Source organism: Jiangella alkaliphila, from assembly GCF_900105925.1.
Lineage (GTDB): Bacteria > Actinomycetota > Actinomycetes > Jiangellales > Jiangellaceae > Jiangella > Jiangella alkaliphila.
In genome coordinates, this window is the sequence record NZ_LT629791.1 from 2,088,008 (window position 1) to 2,113,116 (window position 25,109).

Annotated in this window: 27 protein-coding genes, 1 tRNA gene and 1 pseudogene; 11 read left to right on the top strand and 18 right to left on the bottom strand. The window is 66.9% G+C overall.

Annotated elements, in window-relative coordinates:
• Positions 1-88: 88 nt before the first annotated feature.
• Both BLV05_RS09775 and BLV05_RS09780 read right to left on the bottom strand, forming a co-directional pair.
• Positions 89-1,000 (bottom strand): glycosyltransferase family 2 protein, encoded by a 912-nt coding sequence (locus BLV05_RS09775; RefSeq protein ID WP_082155460.1) that lies wholly within the window; start codon positions 998-1,000, stop codon positions 89-91.
• Complete coding sequence (locus tag BLV05_RS09780; RefSeq protein WP_046770323.1) at positions 997-2,058, bottom strand: hypothetical protein; 1,062 nt, start codon at positions 2,056-2,058, stop codon at positions 997-999. The genes BLV05_RS09775 and BLV05_RS09780 overlap by 4 nt, the downstream gene beginning before the upstream one ends.
• On the opposite strand from BLV05_RS09780, the gene BLV05_RS09785 reads away from it, so the two are divergent.
• Both BLV05_RS09785 and BLV05_RS09790 read left to right on the top strand, forming a co-directional pair.
• Complete coding sequence (locus BLV05_RS09785) at positions 2,044-2,658, top strand: hypothetical protein (protein ID WP_152690880.1); 615 nt, start codon at positions 2,044-2,046, stop codon at positions 2,656-2,658. The two genes, BLV05_RS09780 and BLV05_RS09785, sit on opposite strands and share 15 nt — an antisense overlap.
• Before the next feature lie 28 nt (positions 2,659-2,686).
• Positions 2,687-3,221 (top strand): annotated as a pseudogene (locus BLV05_RS09790) (NUDIX domain-containing protein).
• A 357-nt stretch (positions 3,222-3,578) separates the two neighbouring features.
• Here the strand turns inward: BLV05_RS09790 and BLV05_RS09795 are convergent.
• From BLV05_RS09795 to BLV05_RS09825, 7 genes are all read right to left on the bottom strand, one after another.
• The gene (locus tag BLV05_RS09795; protein WP_046770324.1) at positions 3,579-4,703 is read right to left on the bottom strand and encodes a site-specific integrase; all 1,125 of its coding nucleotides are present in this window, start codon (positions 4,701-4,703) and stop codon (positions 3,579-3,581) included.
• Complete coding sequence (locus tag BLV05_RS09800; protein WP_046770325.1) at positions 4,703-4,912, bottom strand: excisionase family DNA-binding protein; 210 nt, start codon at positions 4,910-4,912, stop codon at positions 4,703-4,705. Before BLV05_RS09800 ends, BLV05_RS09795 begins: the two co-directional genes overlap by 1 nt.
• 53 nt (positions 4,913-4,965) lie before the next feature.
• Positions 4,966-6,387, bottom strand: coding sequence for a replication initiator (locus tag BLV05_RS09805; protein WP_083421296.1), 1,422 nt, complete (start codon positions 6,385-6,387; stop codon positions 4,966-4,968).
• Between the two features lie 2 nt (positions 6,388-6,389).
• Positions 6,390-7,871 (bottom strand): FtsK/SpoIIIE domain-containing protein, encoded by a 1,482-nt coding sequence (locus BLV05_RS09810; RefSeq protein ID WP_083421297.1) that lies wholly within the window; start codon positions 7,869-7,871, stop codon positions 6,390-6,392.
• Positions 7,872-8,037: 166 nt separating this feature from the next.
• Positions 8,038-8,202 carry a hypothetical protein gene (locus BLV05_RS09815; RefSeq protein ID WP_157524232.1) on the bottom strand — a complete coding sequence of 55 codons (165 nt, stop codon included), beginning with the start codon at positions 8,200-8,202 and terminating at the stop codon, positions 8,038-8,040.
• A gap of 84 nt (positions 8,203-8,286) precedes the next feature.
• Positions 8,287-8,811, bottom strand: coding sequence for a hypothetical protein (locus BLV05_RS09820; protein WP_046769577.1), 525 nt, complete (start codon positions 8,809-8,811; stop codon positions 8,287-8,289).
• Positions 8,812-8,813: 2 nt separating this feature from the next.
• Positions 8,814-9,218, bottom strand: a complete 405-nt coding sequence (locus tag BLV05_RS09825; RefSeq protein WP_152690813.1) for a hypothetical protein — start codon at positions 9,216-9,218, stop codon at positions 8,814-8,816.
• A 130-nt stretch (positions 9,219-9,348) separates the two neighbouring features.
• On the opposite strand from BLV05_RS09825, the gene BLV05_RS09830 reads away from it, so the two are divergent.
• From BLV05_RS09830 to BLV05_RS35700, 3 genes are all read left to right on the top strand, one after another.
• Positions 9,349-10,191: a GntR family transcriptional regulator gene (locus BLV05_RS09830; RefSeq protein WP_172860630.1), complete on the top strand. Its 843-nt coding sequence runs from the start codon at positions 9,349-9,351 to the stop codon at positions 10,189-10,191.
• A complete protein-coding gene (locus BLV05_RS09835; protein ID WP_046769575.1) occupies positions 10,188-10,904 on the top strand; it encodes an HAD family hydrolase in 717 nt (238 codons plus the stop codon). The genes BLV05_RS09830 and BLV05_RS09835 overlap by 4 nt, the downstream gene beginning before the upstream one ends.
• A 779-nt stretch (positions 10,905-11,683) precedes the next feature.
• Positions 11,684-12,481, top strand: a complete 798-nt coding sequence (locus tag BLV05_RS35700) for an AbiTii domain-containing protein (protein WP_152690812.1) — start codon at positions 11,684-11,686, stop codon at positions 12,479-12,481.
• A 33-nt stretch (positions 12,482-12,514) separates the two neighbouring features.
• Here BLV05_RS35700 and BLV05_RS09840 read toward each other — a convergent pair whose 3' ends face one another.
• A complete protein-coding gene (locus BLV05_RS09840) occupies positions 12,515-13,990 on the bottom strand; it encodes an AAA family ATPase (RefSeq protein ID WP_160312757.1) in 1,476 nt (491 codons plus the stop codon).
• A gap of 763 nt (positions 13,991-14,753) precedes the next feature.
• Here BLV05_RS09840 and BLV05_RS09845 point away from each other — a divergent pair.
• Both BLV05_RS09845 and BLV05_RS09850 read left to right on the top strand, forming a co-directional pair.
• Positions 14,754-16,241 (top strand): serine/threonine protein kinase, encoded by a 1,488-nt coding sequence (locus BLV05_RS09845; protein ID WP_046769574.1) that lies wholly within the window; start codon positions 14,754-14,756, stop codon positions 16,239-16,241.
• Positions 16,242-16,820: 579 nt separating this feature from the next.
• Complete coding sequence (locus tag BLV05_RS09850) at positions 16,821-17,432, top strand: hypothetical protein (protein WP_046766702.1); 612 nt, start codon at positions 16,821-16,823, stop codon at positions 17,430-17,432.
• Between the two features lie 80 nt (positions 17,433-17,512).
• On the opposite strand, the gene BLV05_RS09855 is transcribed toward BLV05_RS09850, so the two are convergent.
• Entirely contained in the window at positions 17,513-17,716 is a 204-nt protein-coding gene (locus tag BLV05_RS09855) for a hypothetical protein (protein WP_046766701.1), read from the bottom strand.
• A gap of 320 nt (positions 17,717-18,036) precedes the next feature.
• On the opposite strand from BLV05_RS09855, the gene BLV05_RS09860 reads away from it, so the two are divergent.
• Entirely contained in the window at positions 18,037-18,459 is a 423-nt protein-coding gene (locus BLV05_RS09860) for a hypothetical protein (protein WP_046766700.1), read from the top strand.
• A gap of 285 nt (positions 18,460-18,744) precedes the next feature.
• Here the strand turns inward: BLV05_RS09860 and BLV05_RS09865 are convergent, their stop codons facing one another.
• The 5 genes from BLV05_RS09865 to BLV05_RS09885 form a co-directional block, all read right to left on the bottom strand.
• A complete protein-coding gene (locus BLV05_RS09865; protein WP_046772961.1) occupies positions 18,745-19,068 on the bottom strand; it encodes a hypothetical protein in 324 nt (107 codons plus the stop codon).
• Positions 19,065-19,352, bottom strand: coding sequence for a hypothetical protein (locus BLV05_RS09870; protein WP_052763207.1), 288 nt, complete (start codon positions 19,350-19,352; stop codon positions 19,065-19,067). The genes BLV05_RS09865 and BLV05_RS09870 overlap by 4 nt, the downstream gene beginning before the upstream one ends.
• Positions 19,353-19,385: 33 nt before the next feature.
• Entirely contained in the window at positions 19,386-19,703 is a 318-nt protein-coding gene (locus tag BLV05_RS09875; RefSeq protein WP_152691139.1) for a hypothetical protein, read from the bottom strand.
• 2 nt (positions 19,704-19,705) lie between these two features.
• Positions 19,706-20,251, bottom strand: coding sequence for a hypothetical protein (locus tag BLV05_RS09880; protein ID WP_046772959.1), 546 nt, complete (start codon positions 20,249-20,251; stop codon positions 19,706-19,708).
• 288 nt (positions 20,252-20,539) lie between these two features.
• Positions 20,540-20,612 (bottom strand) — tRNA-Arg (locus BLV05_RS09885).
• A 65-nt stretch (positions 20,613-20,677) separates the two neighbouring features.
• Here BLV05_RS09885 and BLV05_RS09890 point away from each other — a divergent pair.
• Genes BLV05_RS09890 through BLV05_RS09900 form a run of 3 tightly spaced genes read left to right on the top strand, consistent with a single transcriptional unit; the run spans position 20,678 to position 23,086 of the window.
• Positions 20,678-21,643 (top strand): pirin family protein, encoded by a 966-nt coding sequence (locus BLV05_RS09890; RefSeq protein ID WP_046772958.1) that lies wholly within the window; start codon positions 20,678-20,680, stop codon positions 21,641-21,643.
• 52 nt (positions 21,644-21,695) lie between these two features.
• On the top strand, positions 21,696-22,271 hold the full coding sequence (locus BLV05_RS09895) for an RNA polymerase sigma factor (protein ID WP_046772957.1): 576 nt from the start codon (positions 21,696-21,698) through the stop codon (positions 22,269-22,271).
• A gap of 26 nt (positions 22,272-22,297) precedes the next feature.
• The gene (locus BLV05_RS09900) at positions 22,298-23,086 is read left to right on the top strand and encodes a hypothetical protein (RefSeq protein ID WP_046772956.1); all 789 of its coding nucleotides are present in this window, start codon (positions 22,298-22,300) and stop codon (positions 23,084-23,086) included.
• Between the two features lie 85 nt (positions 23,087-23,171).
• Here the strand turns inward: BLV05_RS09900 and trpS are convergent, their stop codons facing one another.
• A complete protein-coding gene (trpS, locus tag BLV05_RS09905; RefSeq protein WP_046772955.1) occupies positions 23,172-24,224 on the bottom strand; it encodes a tryptophan--tRNA ligase in 1,053 nt (350 codons plus the stop codon).
• 155 nt (positions 24,225-24,379) lie between these two features.
• Complete coding sequence (locus BLV05_RS09910) at positions 24,380-24,925, bottom strand: hypothetical protein (RefSeq protein ID WP_046772954.1); 546 nt, start codon at positions 24,923-24,925, stop codon at positions 24,380-24,382.
• Positions 24,926-25,109 lie beyond the last annotated feature (184 nt).

Consider the following 25,109-nt stretch of genomic DNA (forward strand, 5'->3'; position numbering starts at 1 on the left):
ACGCTCCAAGGGTCGGGCAACTGGCCTGACCAGTAGGGATTGGGAGCGGCCATTTTATCATCGCCGCCCCGTTGCATCGTCGGATTGATCATGAATGAGCCTGTTGTCCCTCACCCCTCGTCAGCCGCACCAGCGGCCGTCCCGCGACCGTGCTGGAGAGGGATCGGCGCCACGCCGCTATTGGGTCACGGGCACGGAGCGTGCCCATGAGCATTCCTGGGATCAGGAGCATCTCGGAGAGGCGCTTCTTCCGCTGTAAGGCAGATTCCACCCGGTGGCCGAAAGCGAGTGTGCGGAAGTGCCAGGAGATCTTCTGGAGCTGGCGAGTGGTGGCCCAGCCGGGAGGATTTTCACGCATTGCGCGGAGATGATCCGAGATCGCGATGCACACTTCAGCCCGATAGTCCTGGGAGACACCCGGCGTACTGCGATCGGTCATGCTGCGGGGATGGACCCGATAGAAGGTCAGCGGGTCCCGGAGGGCAACCCCTCGGCCGGCCTCACGCAACGCGTGGAAGAAGATCTCGTTGCTCGCCGGAAGGAGGCTGAGGGCGGCATCGTGGTGGACCGCCAGCGTGCTCGTGTTTCCACCCGGATGCGGCTCCTTCAACATCAGGTTCCCGTTGGAGTCGACCACGTTTTCCCAGTGCTCGATGAACAGCGTCTCACCCGTTATCGCCTCGGCGCAGGTACGTAGCTTTGACGGGTGGAACCAGTCGTCGGCGTCGAGCGGAGTCACCCAGTCACCGGTGCTGACGAGAAAAGCGTCGGTCAGGGTTTGTCCGAAACCCTGCTGATTCCTGCGGATGACCTTGATGTTGCCCTTGTGGCGCAGGCACACCTCTTCGGTTTCGTCGCTGGAACCGTCGTTGATGACGATCACTTCATGAAGGGAGTAGTTTCCGGGTTCCTGTTCCAGGCAACTGGTTATGGCCCGGTCGAGATAGCGGCCGTAGTTGTGGCACAGGATCACGCACGAAATACGAGGGGAGCCGCTCACCGGTCACCTCCGTACACGTGAGCGTATTGCTCCAGAATCACCTGGTGTTCCTGAGCCCTGTAGTCGAGGAACTCACGGTCCAGGGGGCCGGCCCTGGAGCCCAGCCGTGCAACCGCGTTCTCCAGTGCGGTCAGGAATCTCTCTCCGAAGAGGTTGGGGTGCCCCTGCGACCAGTCGAACCACTCGGGTTCCTCAACGAGCCCTTTGTGTAGTTCGTACTGCTCGGGCAGGTGCCCCGTGCGGGAGCAGATCGGAAGCAGGTTCAGATCGAAAGCCAGCTCCAGCTGGCCGGAGTGGCTGCTCCAGAGGTAGGGGAGCAGCAGCGCGTCCGTAGCCAGACCGGCTCGGACCACTTCCTCGTCCGTGGGATACGGGCGCATGGTCAGGCGGATACGGGGATCGCGCCGGGCCGTCTCCAGCAGCAGCGGAGCGCGCCCTCCGTCGGCGAAGTCGGCAGGGCTGAACGCGCGCAGAAGGAGGTGGAGGGTGCTCTGGGGATCCGTGATCCCCAGACTCCAGTTGGCCATGGTGGACAGCTGGTCCCGGCTGGCCCGTGAAGCCCCGAACATGAGGTACCGGGGCGAGTAGCTCGTCTCGCGCTCCAGGCCGGCCAGCATCTCCGGGGCAGCCACATACCCGTGGGGAATGACCGCTGCGTGGGGGCGCTCGGCGAGGACCTCGGTCAGCTGGGCTACTGAGCCTTCGGTGAGACAGACCCAGCTGATCTCGGCCGAGTGGAGCATCCGCAGGCGCGCGGTGAAGTCTTCGGAGTTGCCGATCATGTGCCGCGTATCGTGGGCGGTGAAGACCACGGTGACTCCGTTGCCGAGGCACGCGTCGAGAAGGCGCTCCAGGGTGGCGAGGTTCTCGAAGTCGATGTGGTGCAGGTGTAGGACATCAAGCCATGTGAGAGGGCGGTGCTCGAGAAGCCAGGCGGCGTCGACCGCTGCAGGCAGCGTGTCGCCGCTCGGAATCTCGGTCCCGTTCAGGATGCGGAACTCACGGCTCTGCAGCTTCCACGCATACGGTGTGCGCGCCGGCAGATGGACGACGCGCATGCCTTCAGCCTGAGGAATCACTCTCACCGTTGTTCGCTCGCGCTCGCTGACCCGCGACAGGCCATCGCCCTTGCGCAGGCCGCTCTGCGCACGGCGGGCGGGGCCGTCTCGCCCGCGCTCAACGCCGATCTCCACGTGATGCAGGCCAAGGGCTACGCGCTCATCGGTGATGCGTCGGCGGCGCGCCTAGCGATGCACGAGGCAGAACGTGCCACCGGCCTCATCGGCAGCGGATTCGAGCTGGCCGAGACGAGCTACGTGCAGCCTGGCCTGATCGAAGCGCAGATGACTGAGGCCCTGATCAGCCTCGGCGACCTCAAGGCAGCATCTGGGCTCTCTGCGGCATCGCTCGACGCGCCGACGCACGCACGAGGCCGTGTGAACCGTCTCGCGACAGCCGCCACCTTGGCGCTCCGGGCCGGCGACGCAGACCGAGCGGCGGGTCTAGTCGTCGATATGCTCGACCACGCTCAGGGCATGGAATCCGGACGGCTGACTCACCGGTTCCGCAAGCTGCGCCACGCGTTGGCCGACCACCAGTCGGTGGCCACTCGTGATGCCATCGACCGACTCGACCGGACACTAGAGCTGCTCGCCTGACACCGGCTCCCTATGGAAGGCTCGCACCATGCAATGGAAGAATCTCGGCGAACACACGGTCTACGAGAACCGCTGGTTCACCCGTGAACCTCGCGGACGTCGAGCTTCCAGACGGCCGGCACCTGGACCACTACCTGATCCGGCAACGCCCGGTCGTCCTCACTGCCGCGGTTGCCGACGGCGAGGCCCTGCTCCTCTGGCGGCACCGCTTCATCACCGACACGTGGGGGTGGGAGCTGCCCGCGGGCGTCGTCGACGACGGCGAGACACTCGAGGAAGCTGCCGCACGTGAGGCCCTCGAAGAGACTGGGTGGCAGCCAGGGCCACTCCACCACCTGATGACTCTTGAGCCTGCCAACGGCCTATCCGACTCGCTTCACCACGTCTACTGGGCCGAGGGCGCAGAGTACGTCGGCCACCCCGAGGATGACTTCGAGTCCTCGCGGCGCGAGTGGGTCTCTCTCACACAAGTTCCCGAACTCGTACGCAAGGGCGAAATTCCTGCCGCCAACACTGCGGCCGCACTAATGTTGCTGTTCCATATGAGTAGGGAAGCGTCTTAGATTTGCCGTCGCGGAGTCCTTCATGAATCTGAGTGGCGACGAAGCCAGCCTTCGAGCATCGCGCGCCCCGGGCGCAATCGAGGGTGAAGCTACCCACAGAGGTGCCACCTCCACCACCGAGGCCGACGGCGGGAGTGGGCGGACGGGTGAGCGTGGCGGCAGTCGTGCAATATACGAGCAACTTCGGATGGCGATTCCCGGTCATTGCCGGTATCCCACGGTCAACCAGCGCGGAGTGAATGCGCTGGTCAGTGGGTGCCCCCGGCAGGATTCGAACCTGCGACCCTCCGCTTAGGAGACGCATCCGAAACCGCAGGTAGATGACCATGATCAGGGTCATCGCGCCCTTCGCGTGTCTCACGATGCTTGATCCTCCGGGGCATCCTGGCCGATCGCTGCCCGTCGAGCAAGGTCGCTCAGAGCCTTGGCGACTTCGGCGTCACGACCGTCCAAAGCGTGAAGGTACCGGTTGGCCGCCGCCGTCGACGAGTGGCCGAGCCGCTTCTTGAGGTCCGCGAGCGTAGCGCCGGCGGCCGCCGCCAGACTCTGCCCGGTGTGGCGCAGGTCGTGAAAGGCGATGTCGACGCCCACCTTGATGCGGGCACGCTTGAACGCCAGGTACACGGCGTTCCCGCGCATCCGCGAACCATCGCGGCCGACGAAGAAGAACTCAGGGCCAGACCACTTCTCGGCGTGCTCGACCAGGAAGACCAGGACGTGCGGGGGCACCGAGATCTCACGCTTGCCAGCCTCGGTCTTGGGGTCCTTGTCGTAGCGGACCCTCGACTCCAGCAGCTCGACGTGGTTGTTCCGCACCCACACCGTGCCCTTCTCCAAGTCGACGTCCTCCCGACGCAGGCCACAGACCTCACCGCGCCGCAGCGCACACCAGGCGGCGAGTACCACGGCGGCGCGGTAGCGCTCCGGAGTGATCGTGGTGATCAGCTCGGCCACCTGCTGGGGCGTGGCGATCTTGCGCTCGCGGGCCTTGACGGAGCCGGCTCCGGGGATCATGCACGGGTTACGCGTGATCGCCTCATCTCGGACGGCCGCGTTCATGACCGTACGAAGGAACCGGTACGACTGCGCGATTGAGGTCTTGCCGCCCGTGCCCCGGAGGGCATCCGCGTACCACGACCGCACGACCGGCGGCGTGATCGCGACCAACGGTACGTCGAGCAGCTTGCTCAGGTGCAGTCGCATATTCCGCCGGCACGTCTCTGCCCAGCGCCGCCCGACATCCGGGTTCTCGTCGAGGTAGCTCTCGGCGTACTCGCCGAACGTCTGCCGGCCGAGGTGCTGATCCAGCCAGGTACCGCGGCTGAGGTCGGCCTCGACGCGCGCCAACCACTGGCCGGCGTCGGTCTTGGTGCGGAACGTGTCGGGCGCGTTCTGCCGCTGGCCGTTCGGGCCGATGAACGACGCCTGATAGCGACCGGACGGCAGCTTGCGGATCTTGCCGAACCGGCGACGGCCGGCCATCAGCGCACCACCTGGCCGCCATGCCAGCGAATCTCCATTGGCTCGACGGTGGAGTCGGCGATGAACGCGGCGAGCACGGATGAGGGGATCCGGACGTGCCGGCCGACCTTGACGAAGCGGATGCGCCGTTCGGCGATCAGCCGCCGGGGGAACCTGGATGTGGTGCCGAGAACTTCGGCGGCCTCATCGACGGTCAACAGCCGATCCATGAGTGTGTCCTTCCGTGAGACTGCGGATCTCTTGCCCGGTGTGGTGGCCTCGCTCATACCGTCGTGGCCTCATCGGCACGGCGGATGCGGGCGAGGTTGGCTGAGCGGGTGGCGTTGGCGGCGGCTGCGGTGTCGAGGTAGCCGCGTCCGGCGTAGTGCCAGTCGCCGACGACGATGAGCGTGGTGGTGTCGTCGGCCGCCTCCTGGTCGAGGTCGAGGACGTCTCGTACGTCGGCGTCGGCGGGGAGTTGGGCGCGCTTCTGTCGCCAGTGCCGGCGGGCGGAGCGGAGTGCGCCGAAGGTCACGCTGTAGGCGCGGCTCTTGGTGATGGGGTGGCCGCGGTAGCCGAGGGTGGCGTAGCGGTCCCTGAGCCGGGCGTAGTCCTCGTCGACGGGAACCAACTGCTGTGCCGCCTTGATGAGCCGGACGGCGTGCGGGGTCGCGCCGCGTTTGGCCGCGTGACCGGCGCTGTAGAGCTTACCGGCGACGGGCAGCCCGAAGTCCTCGGTCGACTTCGTCAAGTACTTCGCGAGGTAGGCGGCGACCTGGTGCGGATGTGCTGGCCCGTCGGAGTTGTCGCGCCCGGCGCCGGGGGTGATGGTGCGCAGGTCGAGCTGCTTCCCCCACCGCAGCCGTAGCGTCTGCCCGCCGATGATCGGCACGTCCTTGTGCGCCTGGGCGGCGGCATGCCGTACCGCGTCCTCGAGGTCCGTCACCGAGAGGCCCAGCTGCGGCGGCGTGGCCGGGCCGTCGGGGCCGTCGAGACGGATGACGACGTGGAAGTGCACGACGCCACGGGCCTGGAACTCGGTCACCTTCGTGTAGGAGACCTTGACCGCCTTCGTGAACGCCTTCATCGACAGGCCGACAGCGCGGGCGAGGCGGCGGCGCAGCGCCATGGTGAAGTAGCGCCACAGCTGCGGCGCCCACCACTGCCACGCGGCGTGCGCGGTGTAGTCGTAGCACTCGAAGCACAGCGGCTGCCCTACCTGCGGGTCATCGGCGTCATGCCGCCGCACACATGACAGCGGCCGGCTGTGCGGGCAGCGCGGCCTGTCCCGCCTGGCCCGGCACGGCGCGGTGCGGCCGTTGGTGGGCCGGGTGTGGCGGTGCACGGCCCCGAACGACGGCGCGGTGAAGGTGGCGAACGTCGCCGGATGCTCGGCCACCGTCTCCGGGACCGTCTTGCCGCCGGCCAGCCCGCAGGACAGCAGGTGCCACGCGTCGCCCTTGTACTCCCGCGAGCAGGACGGGCAGACGGCGGCGCGGCGATTCCCGCAGCGCACGTAGATGTGCCCATCCGGTTCGTCGTTCGAGGAGTAGCTGCGCACGACCTCACCCGTGGCCGCGTGGACGGTGGTCGACGAGCCGGTGAGCCGGATCGGGTTGACGCAGCCACGGGCCAGCTCGGCCGCGCGAGCGTGGGACAGCGATGCCAGCTGGAACACCAACTCCGTGTGGTCGAGGGTCCGCATGCTCACGCGACCACCCCTGAGGCATCGCCGTCCTGGTCGTCGGTGTCGGTGACGACGGTGAACCCGTGACGCGGCGGGGCCGGCGGCGCGGCCGGGCAATCGCGGGCCATGGCGCGGATGTCGTCGTCGGTGACCCACGTGAACCGGATCCGGACCGGCGTGGGGTCGCCGTCGACGAGCACATACCCGGTGCCGGGCAGAGCCTCGGGAATCGACTCAGCGTGCGCGCCGCGTTCCCAGGCGTCCTTACCGAGGACCATCTCGACCTCGGACGCGGTGTCCAGCCGGAGTGCGACCTTGGTGGGGAACAGGTTGCGGGCGTCGACCACGGACTTGCGCGGGTCCTGCACGAACGCCAGCACCGAGACCCCGGCGGCGCGGCCCTGAGACAGGACGACCTTGAGCGCCTTGTTGAACTGGTGCTTGAGCTTGGTGTCGTCCTGGTACTCCGTCAGGTAGGCCAGCTCGTCGATGATCAGCACGACGAAAGGCTCCTCCGCGGTCGGGACGTGTTTGCGGCTGTGCCCGCGCAGTCGCTTCGAGCGTTCGCGGACCAGCTCGGCGGCGTCGGTGAGGAGGCCGACCATGTCGCCGGGCTCGTCGTCGGCGGTGAACCGGGAGAACAGCGCCCGACCCATCGCCAGCTCGATCCCGCCCTTCGGGTCCGCACCCCACAGCTCGACGACACCGGACGGGACGGCAGGCGCGAGGGCACGCACGGTCGACCACAGCGCAGAGCCCTTCCCGGACCCGGTCGCGCCGGCCGTCAGCACGTGGCTGTAGAGCAGCCGTAGCCGATACGGGCTGCCGTCCTCGGTGAACCCGACCGGTAGCGCCTCGAAGTCCACGTCCTGCGCATCCAGTGTCATCGCCGGGATCGGGTCGGTGAGCATGTCGCCAGTGCTGAACAGCAACGTGACTGTGCCGGGCTGGTCGGAGCGGACGCGCACCTGCGTCGTGCCGAACGCGTGGGCGATGGCGTCGGCGCGGTCCGCGTAGTCGGCGGGCGACTGGCCGGCGAACAGCCGCACGACCACGGCGTCGGCGGCCGGATGCGCCGTCACGCCGATCAGCTCGGGCGCGACCTGGCGGCCGAACGAGCCAGGGACCGTGAGGCCGCAGCCGGCGGCGACGGTGGGCCAGTGCTTGCGGTAGATCCGCCGGTACCGCCACCGTCCCCGCACCTGCGCGGCGACCCGTTCGGCGGACTCGGGGTGGCCGAGCCGCCACATGACCCACGTGATGAGCGGCAGCACCACGAGCAGGACCAGGCCGCCCGTGCCCAGCGCGCCGTAGGCGAGCAGCAGGACGCAGCCGGCAGCGAATACCAGGGGGAGCTTACGCAGCAGCATCAGCGGCGTCAGCGTCACCCAGCCGAGGCCGCGCAGCAGCTTCCGGATCAGCGAGTCGTGGTCGAACAGGTTCTGTACGAACGTCGCGAGGGTCTTGACGTTCTTCGCGGTCAGCAGGGGTCGGGGCGTCATCGAACCAGTCCTTGGGAAGCTGTCAGGGCCGCGTGCCGCAAGTGGGCGGCGATGTGGCAGAGGTCGCAGATGGTGTCGCCGGTACCGGGGTGGAACCACGCGGCAACAGCGGCCACCGATCGTCCGCAGCCGGAACACGCAACCATCGCGGCGGCCGGGTGCGCGGTCACGGGCGATCACCGCAACGGGTCACCGCAGCGTCGCGGACGGTGTCTAACCGTTCGGCCTTGACCTCGTCGGCGCCGATCATGAGGACGGCGACGGTCAGCAGTTGCGCGAGGACGACGCCGAGAGCGGCGAGCGGGAGCCGCCAGGTCGTAGGGTTGGACACACCGATCCCCTCCATTCGGGGGTGTTGATTGGGGCCACCGGGGACGGGCGGTTTCCTAGGCCATGACCCGTCCCCGGTGGGGTCTCATCGCGAGACGGCGCGAACCTCGCCGTTCGTCGCGTCGCTCACCGCGGCCAGCCGCACGATCAGCGCGTCATCACTGGCCGCCGGATACGCCGACGCCGGGAGCTGGGCGTGCACGATCGCGAGCCAGTCCGCGAGCACCGCTGCGCCGCGCTGGTCGAAGGACACCTCGGCCGGTGACCAGGGCACCCGGCTGCCGAGGGTGGCGACCAGACGGATCAGCCTCTTCTCGCCGCCGGACATGACGCCGAACGCTCGGACGGGCGGTGCGGGCTGCGGACCCTGCGCGTGCCACTCCCAGAACGCCTCATCGTCGGCCGGTGCCGGGTGCCGGCGCTCGTACTCCACCCACGCGGCACTATCGCCGTCACTCTCATTCACGGCCTGGGTGAGGACGTCGAGCCAGTCCTCCCGCCGGTCAATCTGGCCGGCGATCCGTTCGACCAGCTCCCGCACCCACGGATGCCGGGCCGCGAGCCAGTCGGCGGCCGCGTAGGCGTCGGTGGGGATCTCGATGACGGTCATGGTCAGGCCGCCTTGTCGCCGCTGCCGGAGGTGGTCTTGCCGGCGTCCTTGCGCGGCGGCGTGTGCGACGCGATGCCGCCGGCCCGCCACGACTCGACCAGCTGGCCGGCCTTCGTCGCCCGCGGCGACGCCACCAGGTCGCCGAACTCGATCGAGGAGAACTCGGCGATCTCCGGCTTCAACGGCGCTGGCACGATCACCTGCGCCCGAGCCGACAGCTCGTTCCCGAACGACACCGTCCGGTAGATGACCTCCACACCCCACAACGGCATCCGCGTCTCCTCATCGAGCGCCTGCCGCTCCGACTGCCGACGTCCCTCCGCGGTGTCCTCCCACTCATGCACCGCGTTGACCACACCGGTCGCCGTCATCCTCTGCCGCTTGCTGTCCACTGCATAGGTCGCCATGACCTCTTGGCCTCCCTGGGCTCCGTGCGCCGCGCTCTACGACACAACCAACATGGCCAGGCTAACTAGGCAGGTTAGGCAAGTCAAGGTATTTGTCTAGGTTGGCTGACTTACCGATATCCTGAAAGGCATGGCACTTGACCCGGACGACCCGCGCCCGCCGTACATCCAGGTCGCGAACGCGCTGCGTGCGGCGATCTTGACCCGCAAGTACGCGCCCGGCGAGAAGCTGCCGTCCGGGAGCAAGCTCGCCGAGACCTACGGCGTGGCCCGCCAGACGGTGCAGAACGCGTTGGACATCCTGCGCGACGAGAAGCTGATCGTGTCCCGTCAGGGGAGCGGGGTGTTCGTGCGCGAGCGCACCGAGAAGCCGGTCGGCCTGCGCCCGCACCTGGAGCAGGCGTTCGAAGGCGGCACTGTCCGGGTCGACTTCTCGGGCTACACGGCGGAGACGCTGCACGGGGCGATGCAGGAGCCGTTGGACAACATCAGGTCCGGCCGGCTCACGCCCCAGGAGATCAGCATCCGCATCCTGGTCGCCGACACCACCATGCAGTGGACGCTGCCGCGCCGGGTCGACGAACCGGGCGACTATCCGCCGATCCGCGAGCGGATGGCCGACATCGCCGTGCGCCACATCGAGGCGCTACGCCACTCGGTCAACGAGCTGGCCGAGATCGGCCTCGTCAAGAAGGCCAGCGTCGAGATGCGTGTGCACGGCACGCCACCGATGTTCAAGCTGTACATCATCAACGACGCCCAGGTGTTCTTCGGCTTCTACCCCGTCTACGAGCACCAGGTCAGCCTTGCCGACGAGCCGACGACCATCCTCGACCTCGGCGGCAAGGACGCCGTCCTGTTCCATCACGCCGCCACCGACGACGACGAATCCATGGGATCCCAGTACGTCGCCCAGGCCCGCCGCTGGTTCGACAGCATCTGGACCACCGTCGGCCGCGAGAAGACCCAATGACCGCCAGCACCAGCGAACAACTCGCCAAGCTCATGGCCGGTGTCGAACTCTTGATGCTCGACTTCGACGGCCCCATTTGCAGCGTCTTCGCCGGCGTCCCGGCACCCGAGGTCGCAAACCGGCTCCGGGAGTCACTCCGTCGGCTCGGTGTGGAGATCACCGCTCAGCTTGAACGCGACGACGACCCACTTTCCATCTACCGCAAAGGCGCGAACTATGGGCCAGCGGTCACAGCAGAACTCTTCGCACGACTGGTTGCGGCCGAGGTCGGCGCCATCGCCTCGGCCGTCCCCACACCAGGCGCAATCGACGTCGTCAAGGCTGCACGGGCGACTGGTTTGAAAACGGCTGTCGTGAGCAACAACGCCGCCGCCGCCGTGGAGAGCTACTTAGTCGAGCACGACCTAGAGGGGTTGATCGACTACGTGGCCGCGCGACGCTCGCCTGAGCCCAGACTCATGAAGCCCAACCCCGCCTACCTGATTGAGACCGCAACCGAGCTTGGTGTCCCTGCAGCAAGGTGCGTTCTAGTGGGCGACTCAGTGACCGATATTGAAGCCGCACGAAGAGCCGGGGTGCGGGCCATCGGCTATGCCAACAAGCCAGGTAAAGTCGCTCGGCTGATGGGAGCCGGGGCCTATGCACTTGTCACAAGTATGGCTGATATAGGTCGTGCGCTCGCGAACCGGCCTGATGAAGCACGCGGGAAGTAGAAGCGCGGCGAACCTGTATTGTGGAGCGATGGTCGTTTCGCGAGGCTCCGGCGAGCACTACCCCGTTCGGAGCATGCGGCTGGTCGTGCGGAGGTCTGACGGTTCGTTCAGAAAGCTAGCGCGCATTTACTGGACATCCAGAGACGCCAGCTTGTACATCCAGCCGTACGCCCCAACCTCAAGGGGGCGAGCATATGCCGGAGTATCAAGCACCGAAGTGGGCCAGGTCGACCTTACTGCACAAGGTTCTGGCGCCGAGGCCTACCTCTCGCTACACGCGAGCGGGGCAACTCATGCTTCATGCAGGCGCCCTTCCTGGCGAACACCGGACATCGCCGGCCCGTCGCTCTTCTCTACACAGCGCTCTCATGTCGCCACCGTGCAGTGTTTCGATGTGCAATCGCTGCCCCTGTTAGGGGGAGAACCAAAGGGTCCGCCCGACGTCGACATTGTCCTCGTCCAGCGTGATGAGTATCCAACTGTCGTGGTGGCCGTATTCGTATCGGCCGATGCATCTAGAGTTGCCGGTGACCACATCACGATCACCATGAGAAGACCAGGTATGGAGGGACCATTGCACTTTGGCTTTCGCGTACGTGGAGCGAACCTCCCGCACGACGGTGCAGCCGGCGGAGCGATGGTCATCGGGGGGTGGGGTGTAGATGCGGACGAGGCGTCCGGCGATCCACTGCCCTTCGTGTACGCGGGCACTGGTGAGAACGCGACATCTTCGCCCTAGTTGAGAGCGATGTGTCCGAGGTTGGTCGTACGATGGCGGCATGTCTGACGAGAACGCCCTGCGACTCCTCCGACGTCGCGTGCTCGATGAATCCGAGTCGTTGGGAGGATTGCTGCGCGCGTGCCTCATGCTTGGAGCCGAAACCGGCTCGTCAGACCTCAAGGCTTGGGCCAATCGGGAACTGAATGGTTATGACGTCGACGACGAGTTGCCGAAATATCGAATTGTTGAGGGCGCACCTCTTTTCATCGATAGCATCTCTGGCAACAACTGGATGAGAGGACAGCAGATTAGCCATCTGCAGTTGCCCAAGTTCGCGCAGGGCAAGCTGCCCGAAGACCTTCAATTCCGGCAGCCGATTGAAGAGCTGGAACTTATGGCCGGAAGGTCGGATAGTATCTCGCTGGGCATTCCGGGTTTTGCTGAGCTAGCAGCACTCTGGACAAACGAGCTAGGCGCTTTTCAAAGCATCGAACGCATTTATTACCAGGTAATGCCGGTAACCGTCGCCGGAATGGTGGGACGCGTGCGCACGGTGCTGGTCGAACTGGTCGGTGACCTTGTTTCGAATGTCACGCTCGATGAGCTGCCGTCCACTGAGCAAGTCGACGCTGCGGTTCATTTTCATGTAGAAGGGAAACGCAACGTCGTTACCTTCACAAGTGACAGCCCGGCCTCGATTTCGGGCGCCAATCAGGTGTCAAGCACCACGTCCACCTCCACTGGACAACAAGGCGACGGATGGTGGACGTGGCCACGACGAATTGGCGCGGCCATTGTTGGCGTGGCTGTAATCGGTGGAGTAATTGTGCAAATCGTAAAGGACTGGCCATTCTGACGTGCGAGCAAACACGCTGTAGGTCACGAGCGCTCAATCAGCTGTCAGCTGCTTGACGGCTGGAATTCTAGATGATGCGAGTACGCGAAGTGGCGATATCCCGCTAAGCGCAGGTTGACGAGCAGCAACTGCCTGAAGAAGCGATTCACCGTTATTGAAGTTGCTCACCTCGACCGCGAACCGATTCACGAGCCACTTTCCTCGGACCATCTTCCAAAGATTCGATGAAGAAGCTTCCCAAAGGGCAGCGGCATCGGAAATCGCAGCTTCTATTGCCTCGGCCGACAGACTAGTGGATGCTCCACTGAGGTGCCGTAGGCGGCCAATCGGATCATCGCCCCTCGGGCTGGGCCAAGCGACCCGCAGACTTCTTCGCAAGACTCTCTGCGCCGCCTCGGATATTGCGCTCTCACGGAATTCGAGCAACAGGCGATCCAGCACTTCCCGGAGAGAGTGGGCATCGCCGTAGCTGCTCTTGGATAGTCTCCCGTCAATCATTTCTTGTAGAGCCGTGTCGTCGCTGAGGATGACCCCCTCTAGGTCAGCGGCTGGCCAGACGATGCAAGACTCGCCTATTTCGACACCTGGTTCGTCCGCAAGCACATCGCCGTCGACGATGCCGATTACTGGAAGATCATACGGCGCTAGCGATTGCACTGTCTTGAGCACCTGGTCGCGACCGCCAACTGCCGTTATGCTGGCCACGCCAAGCTCTGGGACCAACTGCGGCAGCATTGTTGAATCAAATGCGCCTTCAGTGATCACGAGGAGGTCGGATTGCGTAAGTGCACTTGCTCGAAACCCTGCGTCCCGATAAAGGCGCAGGCGGTCGCCCTCCGATTGAGTGATCACAGGCGCAGAGTCGTGTGAGAGCTTGAGAATTGAGTCTGGTGACAGGGAATCGAGGATCGCAGGACTGTGCGTAGCGACGATCATTCGACTGGAGTCCTGCAACCCTGGCCGCAGGGCAAGCATGAGCCGAGAACTAAGTGAAGGATGTAGGTACGCGTCCGGTTCGTCGATTGCGATGAGGCTCTGCCCTTCACCTGCACGAAAAACGCGGCTTATAATAATGAGCGCTTGGCGCTCGCCACTGGACAACTGGCTGACTGGGTGGAAGCTGCCGTCCGGAAGGCTAACGCGCAATTCATTGGAGTGCTCACGCGTTAGAGGGGCAAGCGCCTTCGGAAAGAGGAGGTCGTCGACGGACTCTTTGAACTGTTCCCAGCGACTTCGGCTGGCGCCGTCATCATCGCCTGCCTCGGATGGCAGCGTCCCCTGTATGCAAAGTGCTATAGCGTACTGTTCAAATTCGCGGTCGTCGAGCTGGCCGCTGCTAAGGCCTGAGTTCCGCGCTTCAGCAAGCGCCCTAAAGGACGCATCGTCGCTGAGCTTATTGAGATCGATCTCCATGCTACGCGGCTGAACTAGACGGCGTTCGGCGGGGAGATATACCAGGCTGAGCGACGGGTACTGCTGCAGAAATTGGCGATTCTGCATGGCGCTCATGATTGTCGTATCCGGGGGATCGGTTCTAGTTACTGCGCCTGAGAACGGGGTTCGCGTAGTATTGAACCGCGCTTCCTTATGGCCCGTGTAGGCCGACCGTGACTCTCGCGAGAAATGCATGAGCGCCGCGATATCGTCGTCATCGAACATTACCGTGACGACCACATGCGCCTCGCGTGTTGGATCCCGCGGCTCAGGGATCGTTCTTGTCCAGGGGCTGATTATGCATGCGAGAAGCTTGGACTTACCGGTCCCATTCGCCCCAGCAACGGCAAGTAGTTGGCGGTCGGGCAACTGAATCTCGCAGTCCGTAAGGCCGCCTATGTTCACTGCGCTCAACGAGGCTATTCGCACGGTAAGAGAGTAGCGGGATACGAAGGCTGCGCCTAGGTGGCCCGAGGCGCGACCTTGGCGAGCCTTGATGCAGGTGCGGGGATGGATGCCCTAGGCGCAGTTGATGATTGACGGATCTGTGTCGGCTGATCCTTGACGCTCGGCCGAGGTGCTTGTGGTTCTGGCCGCGGCCGTTGGCCCTTGATCCTGCGCATCGCGGGGATGGTGCCGCGCACGATGCGAGTTCCGTGCGACTTCGAGGCTTGGCCGGCTCCTCCTCGCTGGACGGGGCCCTGAGCCTCGGTAGGTCGGCGTGGCGTCGCCACCCCGTGGGGTTCCCAAGCCATCCAACTGTCCGTGCTGTGTGGCAGCATCGAGCGAGGATGTGTTCCGCATTTGGCGCGCGCCGAACCACGCATCTGGAGGGCTGATGAGCGGCGAAGAATTGATCCGAGGCAGCAAGTACGAGTGGCGCCCGGGGGAACACCTCGGCGGCGGCGGTTTCGGTCGCGTCATCGCAGTTTCGAGCGAGTGGGGCGACGGCGCCGCAAAGTTCGTTCCTAAGGCCCCTGGAGCTCAGCGGGAGCTGCTATTCGAGGAACTGAGCGACTGCCGCAACGTCATCCCCATTATCGATTCGAGCGAAACTGATCGCCACTACATAATTATCATGCCTAGGGCGTCGCAATCGTTGCGAGAGTTCCTAAATTCGCGTGGCGAAGTCCTCGACGCCGGGGACATAGTGGCGATCCTTAATGACGTGGCGATAGCCCTCGCTGATATCGGTGGCAGAATTGTCCATCGGGACATTAAGCCCGAGAACATATTGCTACTTGACGGGGATTGGCAACTTGCAGATTTCGGAATCTCAAGGTACGCAGAAGCGACCACCGGAGACGATACTCGAAAGTACGCGTGGACACCTCAGTATGCGGCGCCCGAGCAATGGCGAGCTGAACGAGCTAGCGCGGCGACTGATGTCTACGCCCTAGGCGTGATCGCGTTTGAAATGCTCACCGGATCTCGGCCGTTCCCAGGGCCGGACGTTCACGATTATAGGAACCAGCATCTTCACGATCAGCCTCCCGCGCTAGATGGCGTCCCAGCCTCGCTGTCTGCACTGATCGAAGAGATGCTCTTCAAGGCCGCTGGCGCCCGGCCCGCGCCCTCAAACCTGCAAGCAAGACTGGCAAGGGTCTTGGAGTCACCTCCCCTGCAGGGCCTCCAGCGACTCCAGGACGCAAACAGAGCTGAGGTCCGCCGCCAGGCGGAACGTGAGCGGCAGACGAGCGCACAGAGATCCGAAGAAGAGCGGCGGGCCGACCTGGCTGCGAGCGCAAACTCCAGCCTCACGCGAATCTCAGAGGCGCTGCGAGTAGCGATCGTTGAGGCGGCGGCAGCAGCACATCAAACCGGACGGCCCGGAGGTGATTGGCATCTAGAGCTAGGTCCCGCGACGTTGAGCTTCCTACGTCGGTCCGCGCCAGTCCGCCCAACCTGGGGTGGCTGGGAGTCGCCAGCATTTGATTTGATTGCCACGGCGCAGATGCGACTCTCTATCCCGAGGACTTCATACGGATATGACGGCAGATCTCATTCCATCTGGTTCTGTGACGCTCAGAGCGACGGCGAGTATAGGTGGTTTGAGACGGCCTTTATGGTTTCGCCGCTTATGCGTGCGTCGACCTCAGCTGAGAATCCATTCGCCCTCAACGACGGGGAAGAGTCAGCAAAGGCTCTCTGGGCAGGCATGGCCGAGTATCAGGCCGCGTGGCCGTTCACACCCCTTGTGGTTGGTGAACTGGACGAATTCCTAGATCGCTGGTCAACCTGGTTTGCGGAAGCGGCACAAGGAACGCTTTCGCATCCAACCACAATGCCCGAGCGCACTGCGCAAGGCAGTTGGCGAAGAGATTAGGCAGCTTCTTTCCTCCCGCCATGACGATGCCCGCGGAACATCGTCGACAACGACGGCCCGACAGCGGCCGGGGTCAAGCATCAGCTGATACGCGACTGTCAAGCATCACCCGCGACAGGACAATGCCAGGTGCCTAGTGTGATCCGATGCCTGATGTGCGACAGATCTCCGTCGGGTGATCTGCGACAGTCGGCCTAGTGAACTGCGCTATGCGCGGTCCGTGGCCGCTGGCCCTTGATGCTGCGCACGGCCGTACGCGCCGCATGTCGCGGCCGATCAACGAGCTGGTCGACAACTTGCGAGACCCGGACGGCTGGGGTTAGGTGCCGCACGTCCCGCAGATCCCGCTCGCGTCCTTCCAGGGCCACCCACCTATCAACGCATCGGGGCGGTGGCGGGCGTGACAGTCGTACCGGCACGTCGGCCGAGGGCTCCGCCATGTCGATAGTCTGTCCACCTATGGAGACCGGAAGCCCCCCATCGTCGGACGAATTCAGTTCCTTCGGCGTGTATGTACGGATCCCCATCGGCCGCCAACCGCCCTGTCGGCTGGACGCTACAGTCGATCGGCGTTGCCGCTTGGTCGTACTGGACAAGTCGGGACAGGAGAAGACCGTCTTCGACGTGCCGATCGTGGAGGTCGAGCACGCCCGTCTGCGTGTCGGTCAGCTGACGGTCGTGGTCGGTGGCCGCAGCTATCACGTCACACTGGCGACGCCGAGTGCTGCCACTCGACTGGGCATGACGACGATAGGCCTGTCGGCGTTTCGGCAGGCGGCCGGCGGCGGGGCGGCAACCGGAGCAGGCATGCTCGCAGGAAGCGCCGTCGCCGGTTGGGGGATGGCTCGCCGGGAGAAGCAGGTCGACCCCGAAGGGCTCCGCTGGCTGCGGCTCTTTGCCGATCACGGCGTCGATGTCGAGGCGCCACAGCGCTGGAAGCCGCGCGTCCGCTACGCGCTGATGGGCGTGGCGGTGCTCCTGACTGTCGTTAGCCTGTTCGGATCCGTCATCGGGGTAGCCGAGGAAGGTGGATGGACCGCAGAGGCACGCAGCGGTGTATTCAGCCTGGCGACGTTCGTGGCGCTCGTCTGGGTCCTCTACCTGGTGACGATCTGGCTGCTGTGGAGGACCGTGCCCCGCGACACCGTACGCCGGCTTGGCTCCGTCCCGGACCAACGGCCCGGTGACTGACACGCCCAGCTGGAGAACCCCAGGTCGGCCCCGGGAGTGGACTACGAACCCGCGCAGGATCAACAGTGCGGCGTCGGTCGTCACCAGTCGTGGACGGTGCCGTCGGTGAGTCGGCTGTAGGGCAGGTAGGCCTGCTCGTAGCGGTACTTCGCGGCGGCGTCGAGGTCGCCGAAGTCACGCCACCGCGTGCTCGCCAGCCCTCGCGCGAGGGTGACGCCGAGACCGGGCTGGTCGCCGGGGTGCCCGCACAGCGTCCAGGCGCTGCTCGACCACCGACAAGACAACCAATGCCAATCCCGGCCTCCCCGAGTCCGGGACGCCCCACGGAGACGCCCCAAATCAGGGTACCGATCACGACCGATGTCGCAGATCAACTGACGGACGCCTGTCGCACATCAACCGACGGAGCACATGCCAGGTGCCTAGGATCGGTGAGAACTTTCTGTACTCCGTCAAGGCGGGCCGCTTCGCGGCCCGCGCTCCCGCTTCGACCTTGCGCCGGGCATGCGGCCTGGCGGCCGTTCCGGGCGCGGCGGCCGGCGGGAGCGTCGCCGGGTGCGGACGAGGCTTGCCCGGTTCGAACATACGTTCTAGAATCGGAGGTATGGTACGCGTTATCTGTACGATGGAACGCTGCTGGTTCCGCCTCTCGAACGATCTTGAGCCCGCGGAGATGGCCCGCCAGCTCTGCAAGCACATCGAGACGGCCCACGCGTTCCGGGGCGAAGAGATGATCAGCCACCTGGAACGCTTTCAGATCGATGACGGCCCGGTGAGCCTGGACGATCTCTTGATCGCCCTCGACCGGCCGGCGATCGCCGTGGACAGCTCGGGTCGCACGCACGCGATGCCGGCGGGCCGAGCCTCGCGCGACGGCCAGGGGTCGGCGCTGTGTCGCTCGGTCTCGACCGTCGTGTTGCGACGACGTGATGATGGAACGCCGCTCACCGCATCAGCTATCAAAGAACCGCGTTGCGGGGTGCCGCAGTGCACGAAGTGCCGAAGCAGGCTCCGTCGTCGTTGGTGAGACGTGTGCCGCCGACCCGACCGGGGACGTGGGTCGGCGGCACGCTCGACACCCGCTGGTGCGGATGACAACCACCGGCGCGCCTGCTGGCGTGGTTGCGGCTGCTACTGGCGGCCGTTCCCCTCTGCCGTGATTGTCCGGCCTCCACGGGACGCGTCAAGAGCGCCGTTGGCGTCACTACGTGATCGGCTTCGCCGACTCTTGACCCGCCCCGCTTCGGCCTTGGGGTGGGCAGTTATGAGGGGAACGGCGGGGTGTGGGAACCGCCGCTAGACGAGCGCCCGGTCATGCGGCGCCGTCGTGCTCGATGAAGCGGCGCAGCTCGTCGGCGTCGGAGATCAGCCGGTTCACCGCGTCCTTCAACGTGGCGTTCTCCCGAGCCGCCAGCGTGTTCAGCACCCATCCCCGGATCAGCGCCGACACCGGCAGCTCAGCCTCACGAGCGATCTGCTCGATCTTCGCGAACTCCGCCGCCGGCAACCGCACCGACTGCACCACCGACCCGGCAAGGTTCGGCTGCGTCCCCACCGTCCCTTCGGGATAGGGATCGTCCCTGGTCGCCTCGGACTCGGTCTGGATCTCCTTGATCTTGTCTTCGATCCTGCTCATGCTCGCCTCCTTCGCATGTACTCACGCCGGTCGCTGCTGTTCGACGGCCACCCGTTCGCACCCCACAACCAGGACACGGCCGGGTCGCGGACCAGGATCACCGTCAACAGCTCCTCTCGTGACCGGCACAACCCGATGACCCGGATGCTGTCGCCGGACTTGCTCTTCGGGTCCGGGTCCAGCACCCACGCCAGCGGGTCGGCCAGCGCTTCGTTTGCCTCCTGAACACTGACCTGGTGGCGGTCCCACATGTGCGCGGCACCGTGCTTCCAGTCCACATTCATCTACTACAACCCTACTACGAGTAGTGACAGTCGTCATTCACCGTTCCGATGCCGTGCCGCGTCCAGCTCCGTCGCGCGTTCGGCGGCCTCGGTCAGCGCCGCCGCGATCTCAGGCACCGACGCAGCCGCGAACAGGTGCCCGGCCGTGGACGCCCACGGGGTGGTGACCGTCAGCTCGACACACACCGACGCCCGCGGCTGCTTGCGTTGGGCGAGGTTCACGCCGACCAGGCCGGCCCCACGGATCGCGCCGGGCACCGATGCCAGGTACTTGCGGTGCACGGCGTGGGTGCCGGTCTCGTCGCACCACTTCACCGGACACCCCGCGTTGCGGCTCTCAACGCCGGTCACGGCTAGCGCTCCTGCTCAGCGACGTAGAGCTGGCGCACGTCCTCCAACGACGAACGCAGCTCGTCCAGCCGGTCCGCCATCTCCGGGATCCCGGACAGCGGCTCGGCGTACTCCTCGACCAGCGCGACCGAGCGATCCAGAGTCTCCATGTGGACCTCGACCGCGAGCGCACGACCGGCGGCACGATCCAGCCGACCGCGGAACCCGATCACGAGCCCACCCCACCGGCGGTAGAGCCGGTCAAGCCGCTCGATGATCTGCTCGTCGGTCATGCCGGGCAGGTATCTCCGGGCATCCGTGAGGATGGTCGGGGTCCAGCCGGCCCGCTGCGCCAGGTCGGCGATGCGGTGCATGTCGTCGGCCAGCTGGTGCGCCTCGCGCGGCGTGATGGCAAACTGCGCGCGCTGCTTGGTGTCCTCCAGCTCGATCGTGATGTCGATCGTCGGGCCTTCCTCGTCGTGGTAGACGACGACCTCCCCGACCTCGTGATGGACGAACGGAGCGCGGGTGATGATCTCCCGCTGTTTCGGCTTCGGTACGGTGACCATGGGTCTCTCCCTGGTGTTGTCAGGTTGGGATCAAGTCCCCGGCCCGGTGTGTCCAGCACCGGCCGGGGGCGACTACGGGATGAGGCCGATCCCGGCTCAAGGAGGGCCGCGCGCCCGCCGCACCACGACCGCGATGCGGCGTGACCCGTGGACGAGGCCCGCAGGCCGCTTCAAGCGCCGCGACCAGCGCAGTCGCCGTGCCCTCCGCGTGACCCAGGCATTCGGGCTGTAAGGAAAGCCACGGTCAGCCATGGCGACCAGCGGGTGAGATTCACGCTGGTCAGAGAGTGCCCCCGGCAGGATTCGAACCTGCGACCCTCCGCTTAGGAGGCGGATGCTCTATCCCCTGAGCTACGAGGGCGGGCTGGGTCATTCTATCGGCCGCGCTCGGGCGGGCGCCGGGGGATGGCGTCTACGCTCGGCAGGGTGAGCAACCTCGACGCGCGGCCGGCGGAGACGCGGTGTCATGCGGCCGGGCAGGGCGGGCCGGCGAGCCGGCTGCTGGAGCCGCGTGACGTGCCGTTGGGCGGGATCCGGGCGATGCGGGTCAGCCGCACGCTGCCGCACCGCGAGCTGCCGACCGTCGGAGCCTGGTGCTTCCTCGACCAGTTCGGGCCGCAGCACACCGACATGGTGGTGCTGCCGCATCCGCACACCGGCCTGCAGACGGTGACCTGGCCGGTCCAGGGCGAGATCCACCACCGCGACAGCGTCGGCAGCGACGTCGTCGTGCGGCCGGGGCAGCTGAACCTGATGACGAGCGGGCCGGGCATCGCGCACTCGGAGATCTCGCTCGGCGACGCGCCGTTGCTGCACGGATTGCAGCTGTGGGTCGCGCTCCCGGAGGCCGCGGCCGGCACCGCGACGCCTGGGTTCGAGCAGCACACCGACCTGCCGATATACGACGGCGACGGCGTGCGGGCCACGGTGGTCGTCGGGGAGCTGGCCGGGACGACGTCGCCGGCGACGACGTACAGCCCGCTGCTCGGCGCCCAGCTCGACGTGGACGGCGCGGCGACGGTGCCGCTGCGGCCCGACTTCGAGCACGCCGTCCTGGTACTGACCGGTCGGGCGACGGTCGCCGGGACGCCGCTGGAGCCGGGGCCACTGCTGTACCTCGGCACCGGACGCTCCGAACTCACGCTGCGAGCGCACGACGACGACACGACGCTGTTCCTGCTCGGCGGCGAACCGTTCCCCGACGATCTGGTGATGTGGTGGAACTTCGTCGGCCGCAGCCACGAGGACATCGTCGCCGCGCGGGAGGAGTGGGAGCGGCCCGGCCAGGAGCGGTTCGGCACCGTCAGCGGGCACGGCACCGACCGCATCCCCGCTCCGCCGCTGCCGCCACTGCGCCTCACCCCCCGGCGCCGCCGTCCGTCCACCGGCTGAGCATCGGCCGTACCCTTCCCGCCGCTCCGTGCGATGACGCGGGTGAGGCCCCGTGCACATCCGGGAGGGGCAACTGTCCATCGGAGCCGACTTCGACGGCGTCCTCGCGGCTGCGCGCGAAGGTGCGCCGTGGGCGTTCGAGCGCCTGTACGCCGACCTCGCGCCGGTCGTCGCCGGCTACGCGCGCCTGCAGGGATCGCTGGAGCCCGACGACGTCGCCAGTGAGGTGTTTCTGGGCGTCTTCGCCGGCCTGTCGTCGTTCGCCGGCTCCGAGCAGCAGTTTCGGGTCCTGGGTCTTCACCATCGCGTACCGGCGGGTGACCGACGATCGGCGGCGGTCCCGGCGTCCGGCGACGATGGACGCCGACCCGGAGATCTCAAGCAGGTCCTTGGCGGTGACGCCGAACACGACGCCCTGGCCGAGCTGGGCCGGCGCCGGGTGCACGAGCTGTGCGCGGGTCTGTCGGACGACCAACGCGAGGTGGTGCTCCTGCGCGTCCTCGGCGACCTGAGCGTCGAGGAGGCGGCCGCCATCGTGGGCAAGACCGCGGGAGCGGTCAAGGCGCTGCAGCGCCTGGGACTGAACGCGTTGCGGCGACAACTCGACCGGGAAGGCGTATCCACGTGAGCGGCGCCGGCGATGGCAGGACTGACATGAACCGAACCACCGTTACTGACGACGCGACGGTCGAAGCGATCCTGCGCGGTGTGCGGATCCTGCCCGGCGGGCACGACCTGGCGGAGCTGACGGCGCTGTCGGAAGCGGTCGACGCCATCCGAGGGAGTGCCGATGAGGCCGTTCCCCCCACGGCCGAACTCGCCCGCCGTATCGTGCTGGGCGACTTCGCCGGTATCGCGCCGACGCCCCCACCGCGCCATCACACCGTCCGTGTCCGTCTCCGCAGGAGGGTGGCAGCGATGAGCCTGCGTACCAGGGCGGTCGTCGGGCTCGCGGCGATCTTCACCGGCTTCACCGGCGTGGCCGCCGCTGGTGCCCTTCCCGACACCGCCCAGCAGCGCGTCGAGTCGGTGATCGAGACGGTGACGCCGATCACGTTCGACGAACCCGACGAGTTCGGTCAGGACGTCGCCGAGGACGCCCAGGACGGCGGCGTCGATGGCCAGGAGGTCAGCGACGACGCGCAGGACCTGGGGAACAAGCCCGACGGCCCGGGCGAGGGCCACGAACCGGGGCTGCCCGGCCTTCCGACCACCGTTCCGACGACGCCAGGCGAGCACCGGCCGGACGATCCGGGCAAGCCCGACGACGTTCCCGGCACCGACCCCACGGTGCCGGAGCAGCGACCCACCGATCCGTCCGCCGACCACGCGGACCCGCCCGTGACCCCTGACGAGCGGCCCGCCGATCCTGCTGATCCGCCGTCCGGAGCGGAGGATCAGCGGCGCGCCGAGCTGCCCGAGCCGGGTGAGCAGCGGCCCTGACGATCTGTCGGCCGCGCCGGGGGCGCGTCTGGTGATCCCACCCCTCACCAGACGCGCACACCCTCGGCACGGGATGACCGCCTCTTCAATAGGCGGTCATCCCGAGCGTCTCCTGCACGTCCGCCAGCGTCGACTCCGCGATCGACGACGCCCGCGCGGCGCCCGCGGACAGCAGCGACCCCACGATCCCGGCGTCGGCCGCGAACGCCGCCCGCCGCTCCCGCACCGGCCGCAGCTCCTCGTTCACGACGTCGATGACCAGCGCCTTCAGCAGCGCCGACCCGCCGCCGCCGACCTGCGCCGCGACCTCCTCCGGCGCGACGCCCAGGCAGAGCGCCGCGATCTCGACCAGCGACGACACCCCCGGCCGCCCGGCCGGGTCGTAGGTGATGTCGCGACGAGGATCGGTGACGGCGCGCCGGATCAGCCGCGCCGTCTCGTCCGCGGTCGCCTTCAGCGCGATCGCGTTGCCGCGGCTCTTGCTCATCTTCCGGCCGTCGACGCCGAGCAGCCGCGGGGTGGGGGACAGCAGCGCCTGCGGCTCGCGGAACACCGCCCGTCCGCCGGCGTACCGCTCGTTGAACCGCCGCGCGATCACCCGGGTCTGCTCGACGTGCGGCAGCTGGTCCTCGCCGACGGGGACCAGGTTCCCGTGGCAGAACAGGATGTCCGCCGCCTGGTGGACGGGGTACGTCAGCAGCAGCCCGCTGACCGACGCCAGGCCCGACGCCGCCGCCTCGTCCTTCACCGTCGGGTTGCGCTGCAGTTCGGCCACCGTCGTCAGTGAGAGGAACGGCAGCAGCAGCTGGTTCAGCGCCGGAACCGCGCTGTGCGCGAATATCGTCGTCCGGTCCGGGTCGATGCCGGCGGCGAGGTTGTCGAGGACCACCTCGCGCACGTTGGCGGCGATCTCGCCGGGCGACAGCCGGTCGGTGATCACCTGGTAGTCGCCGACCACGAGGAAGGTCTCCACGCCCTGACGCTGCAGGCGGACGCGGTTGAGCAACGTCCCGAAGTAGTGGCCGAGATGCAGCGGACCGGTCGGCCGGTCGCCGGTGAGGACGCGGTACCGCGCCGGCTGGGCCGCCACCTGGGCGGGATCGGCCAGCAGCGGGACGTCGAGAGTGGTGAGGGTCATGACGCTCTCCGTTCGGTGGGCAGAGCCACCGCGAGAGCTGTCACCTGATCGGCCGCCGTCGCGGCGGCCGATGAGCATGCTGAAGGGGGCCGCCTACGAAGGCAGCCACCACACCAGCACGAGGGACTTCACCCCTCCAGCCTACCGTGCCGGGGTCAGCCGATCGGAGCGCAGTTCGCCCCGAGCTGCGTCATGCCGGCGACGAAGCCGGCGGTCAGCTCGGCGGCCTGGGCGACCTGCTCGGGCGTCGCCTCGGCGGAGCTGTCCGTCAGCGCCGTCCACGCCTGAGTGGCCTGGTCCCCGACGGCGACGGTGGCGCTGGCCTGCGCCTGCTCCGCCTCCTCGGCCGGCAGCGGCACGTCGTGGACGGCCGCGACCAGCGCGCTCGTCCCCGCCTGAACCGCGTCGAGGTTGACGACGTCCAGCCGGGCCTCGGCGCCCTGCGCCATGATCGGCTGCTCCGCCGCCACCGTCGTGCAGGCGTCGGTGATGCCGGTGGCCCAGTCCGCGAGCGTCCCGGACGGCCGCGGGTCGCGGTCGGCGGCCGAGTCCCCCGACCCGCCGCTGCTGGACGCGACGAGCATCGCGCCGGCAACCGCCGCCACCAGCAGGAACGCCGCGGCCACCGCGAGGGTGAGCTTGGTGCGGCGCGGCGGCGGGCGGTGGGCGACAGCCGAGGGGACGTCCTCGAGCAGCTTCACTCTCACACCTTTCGAGCTGACGTGGTTCCGGGCCATCACTCGTGCCGGAACCCCTCGCCCCCCGTGGACCGGCGCCACTTTAGGCCATGCGGCCGGCTGGCATGGCAGATACCCGTTTGTGCGCAGCGCATCGGGGCGGGACAAACCGGACAGCCTGCGGTTAAACCTGCCGACGTGTTCGGCT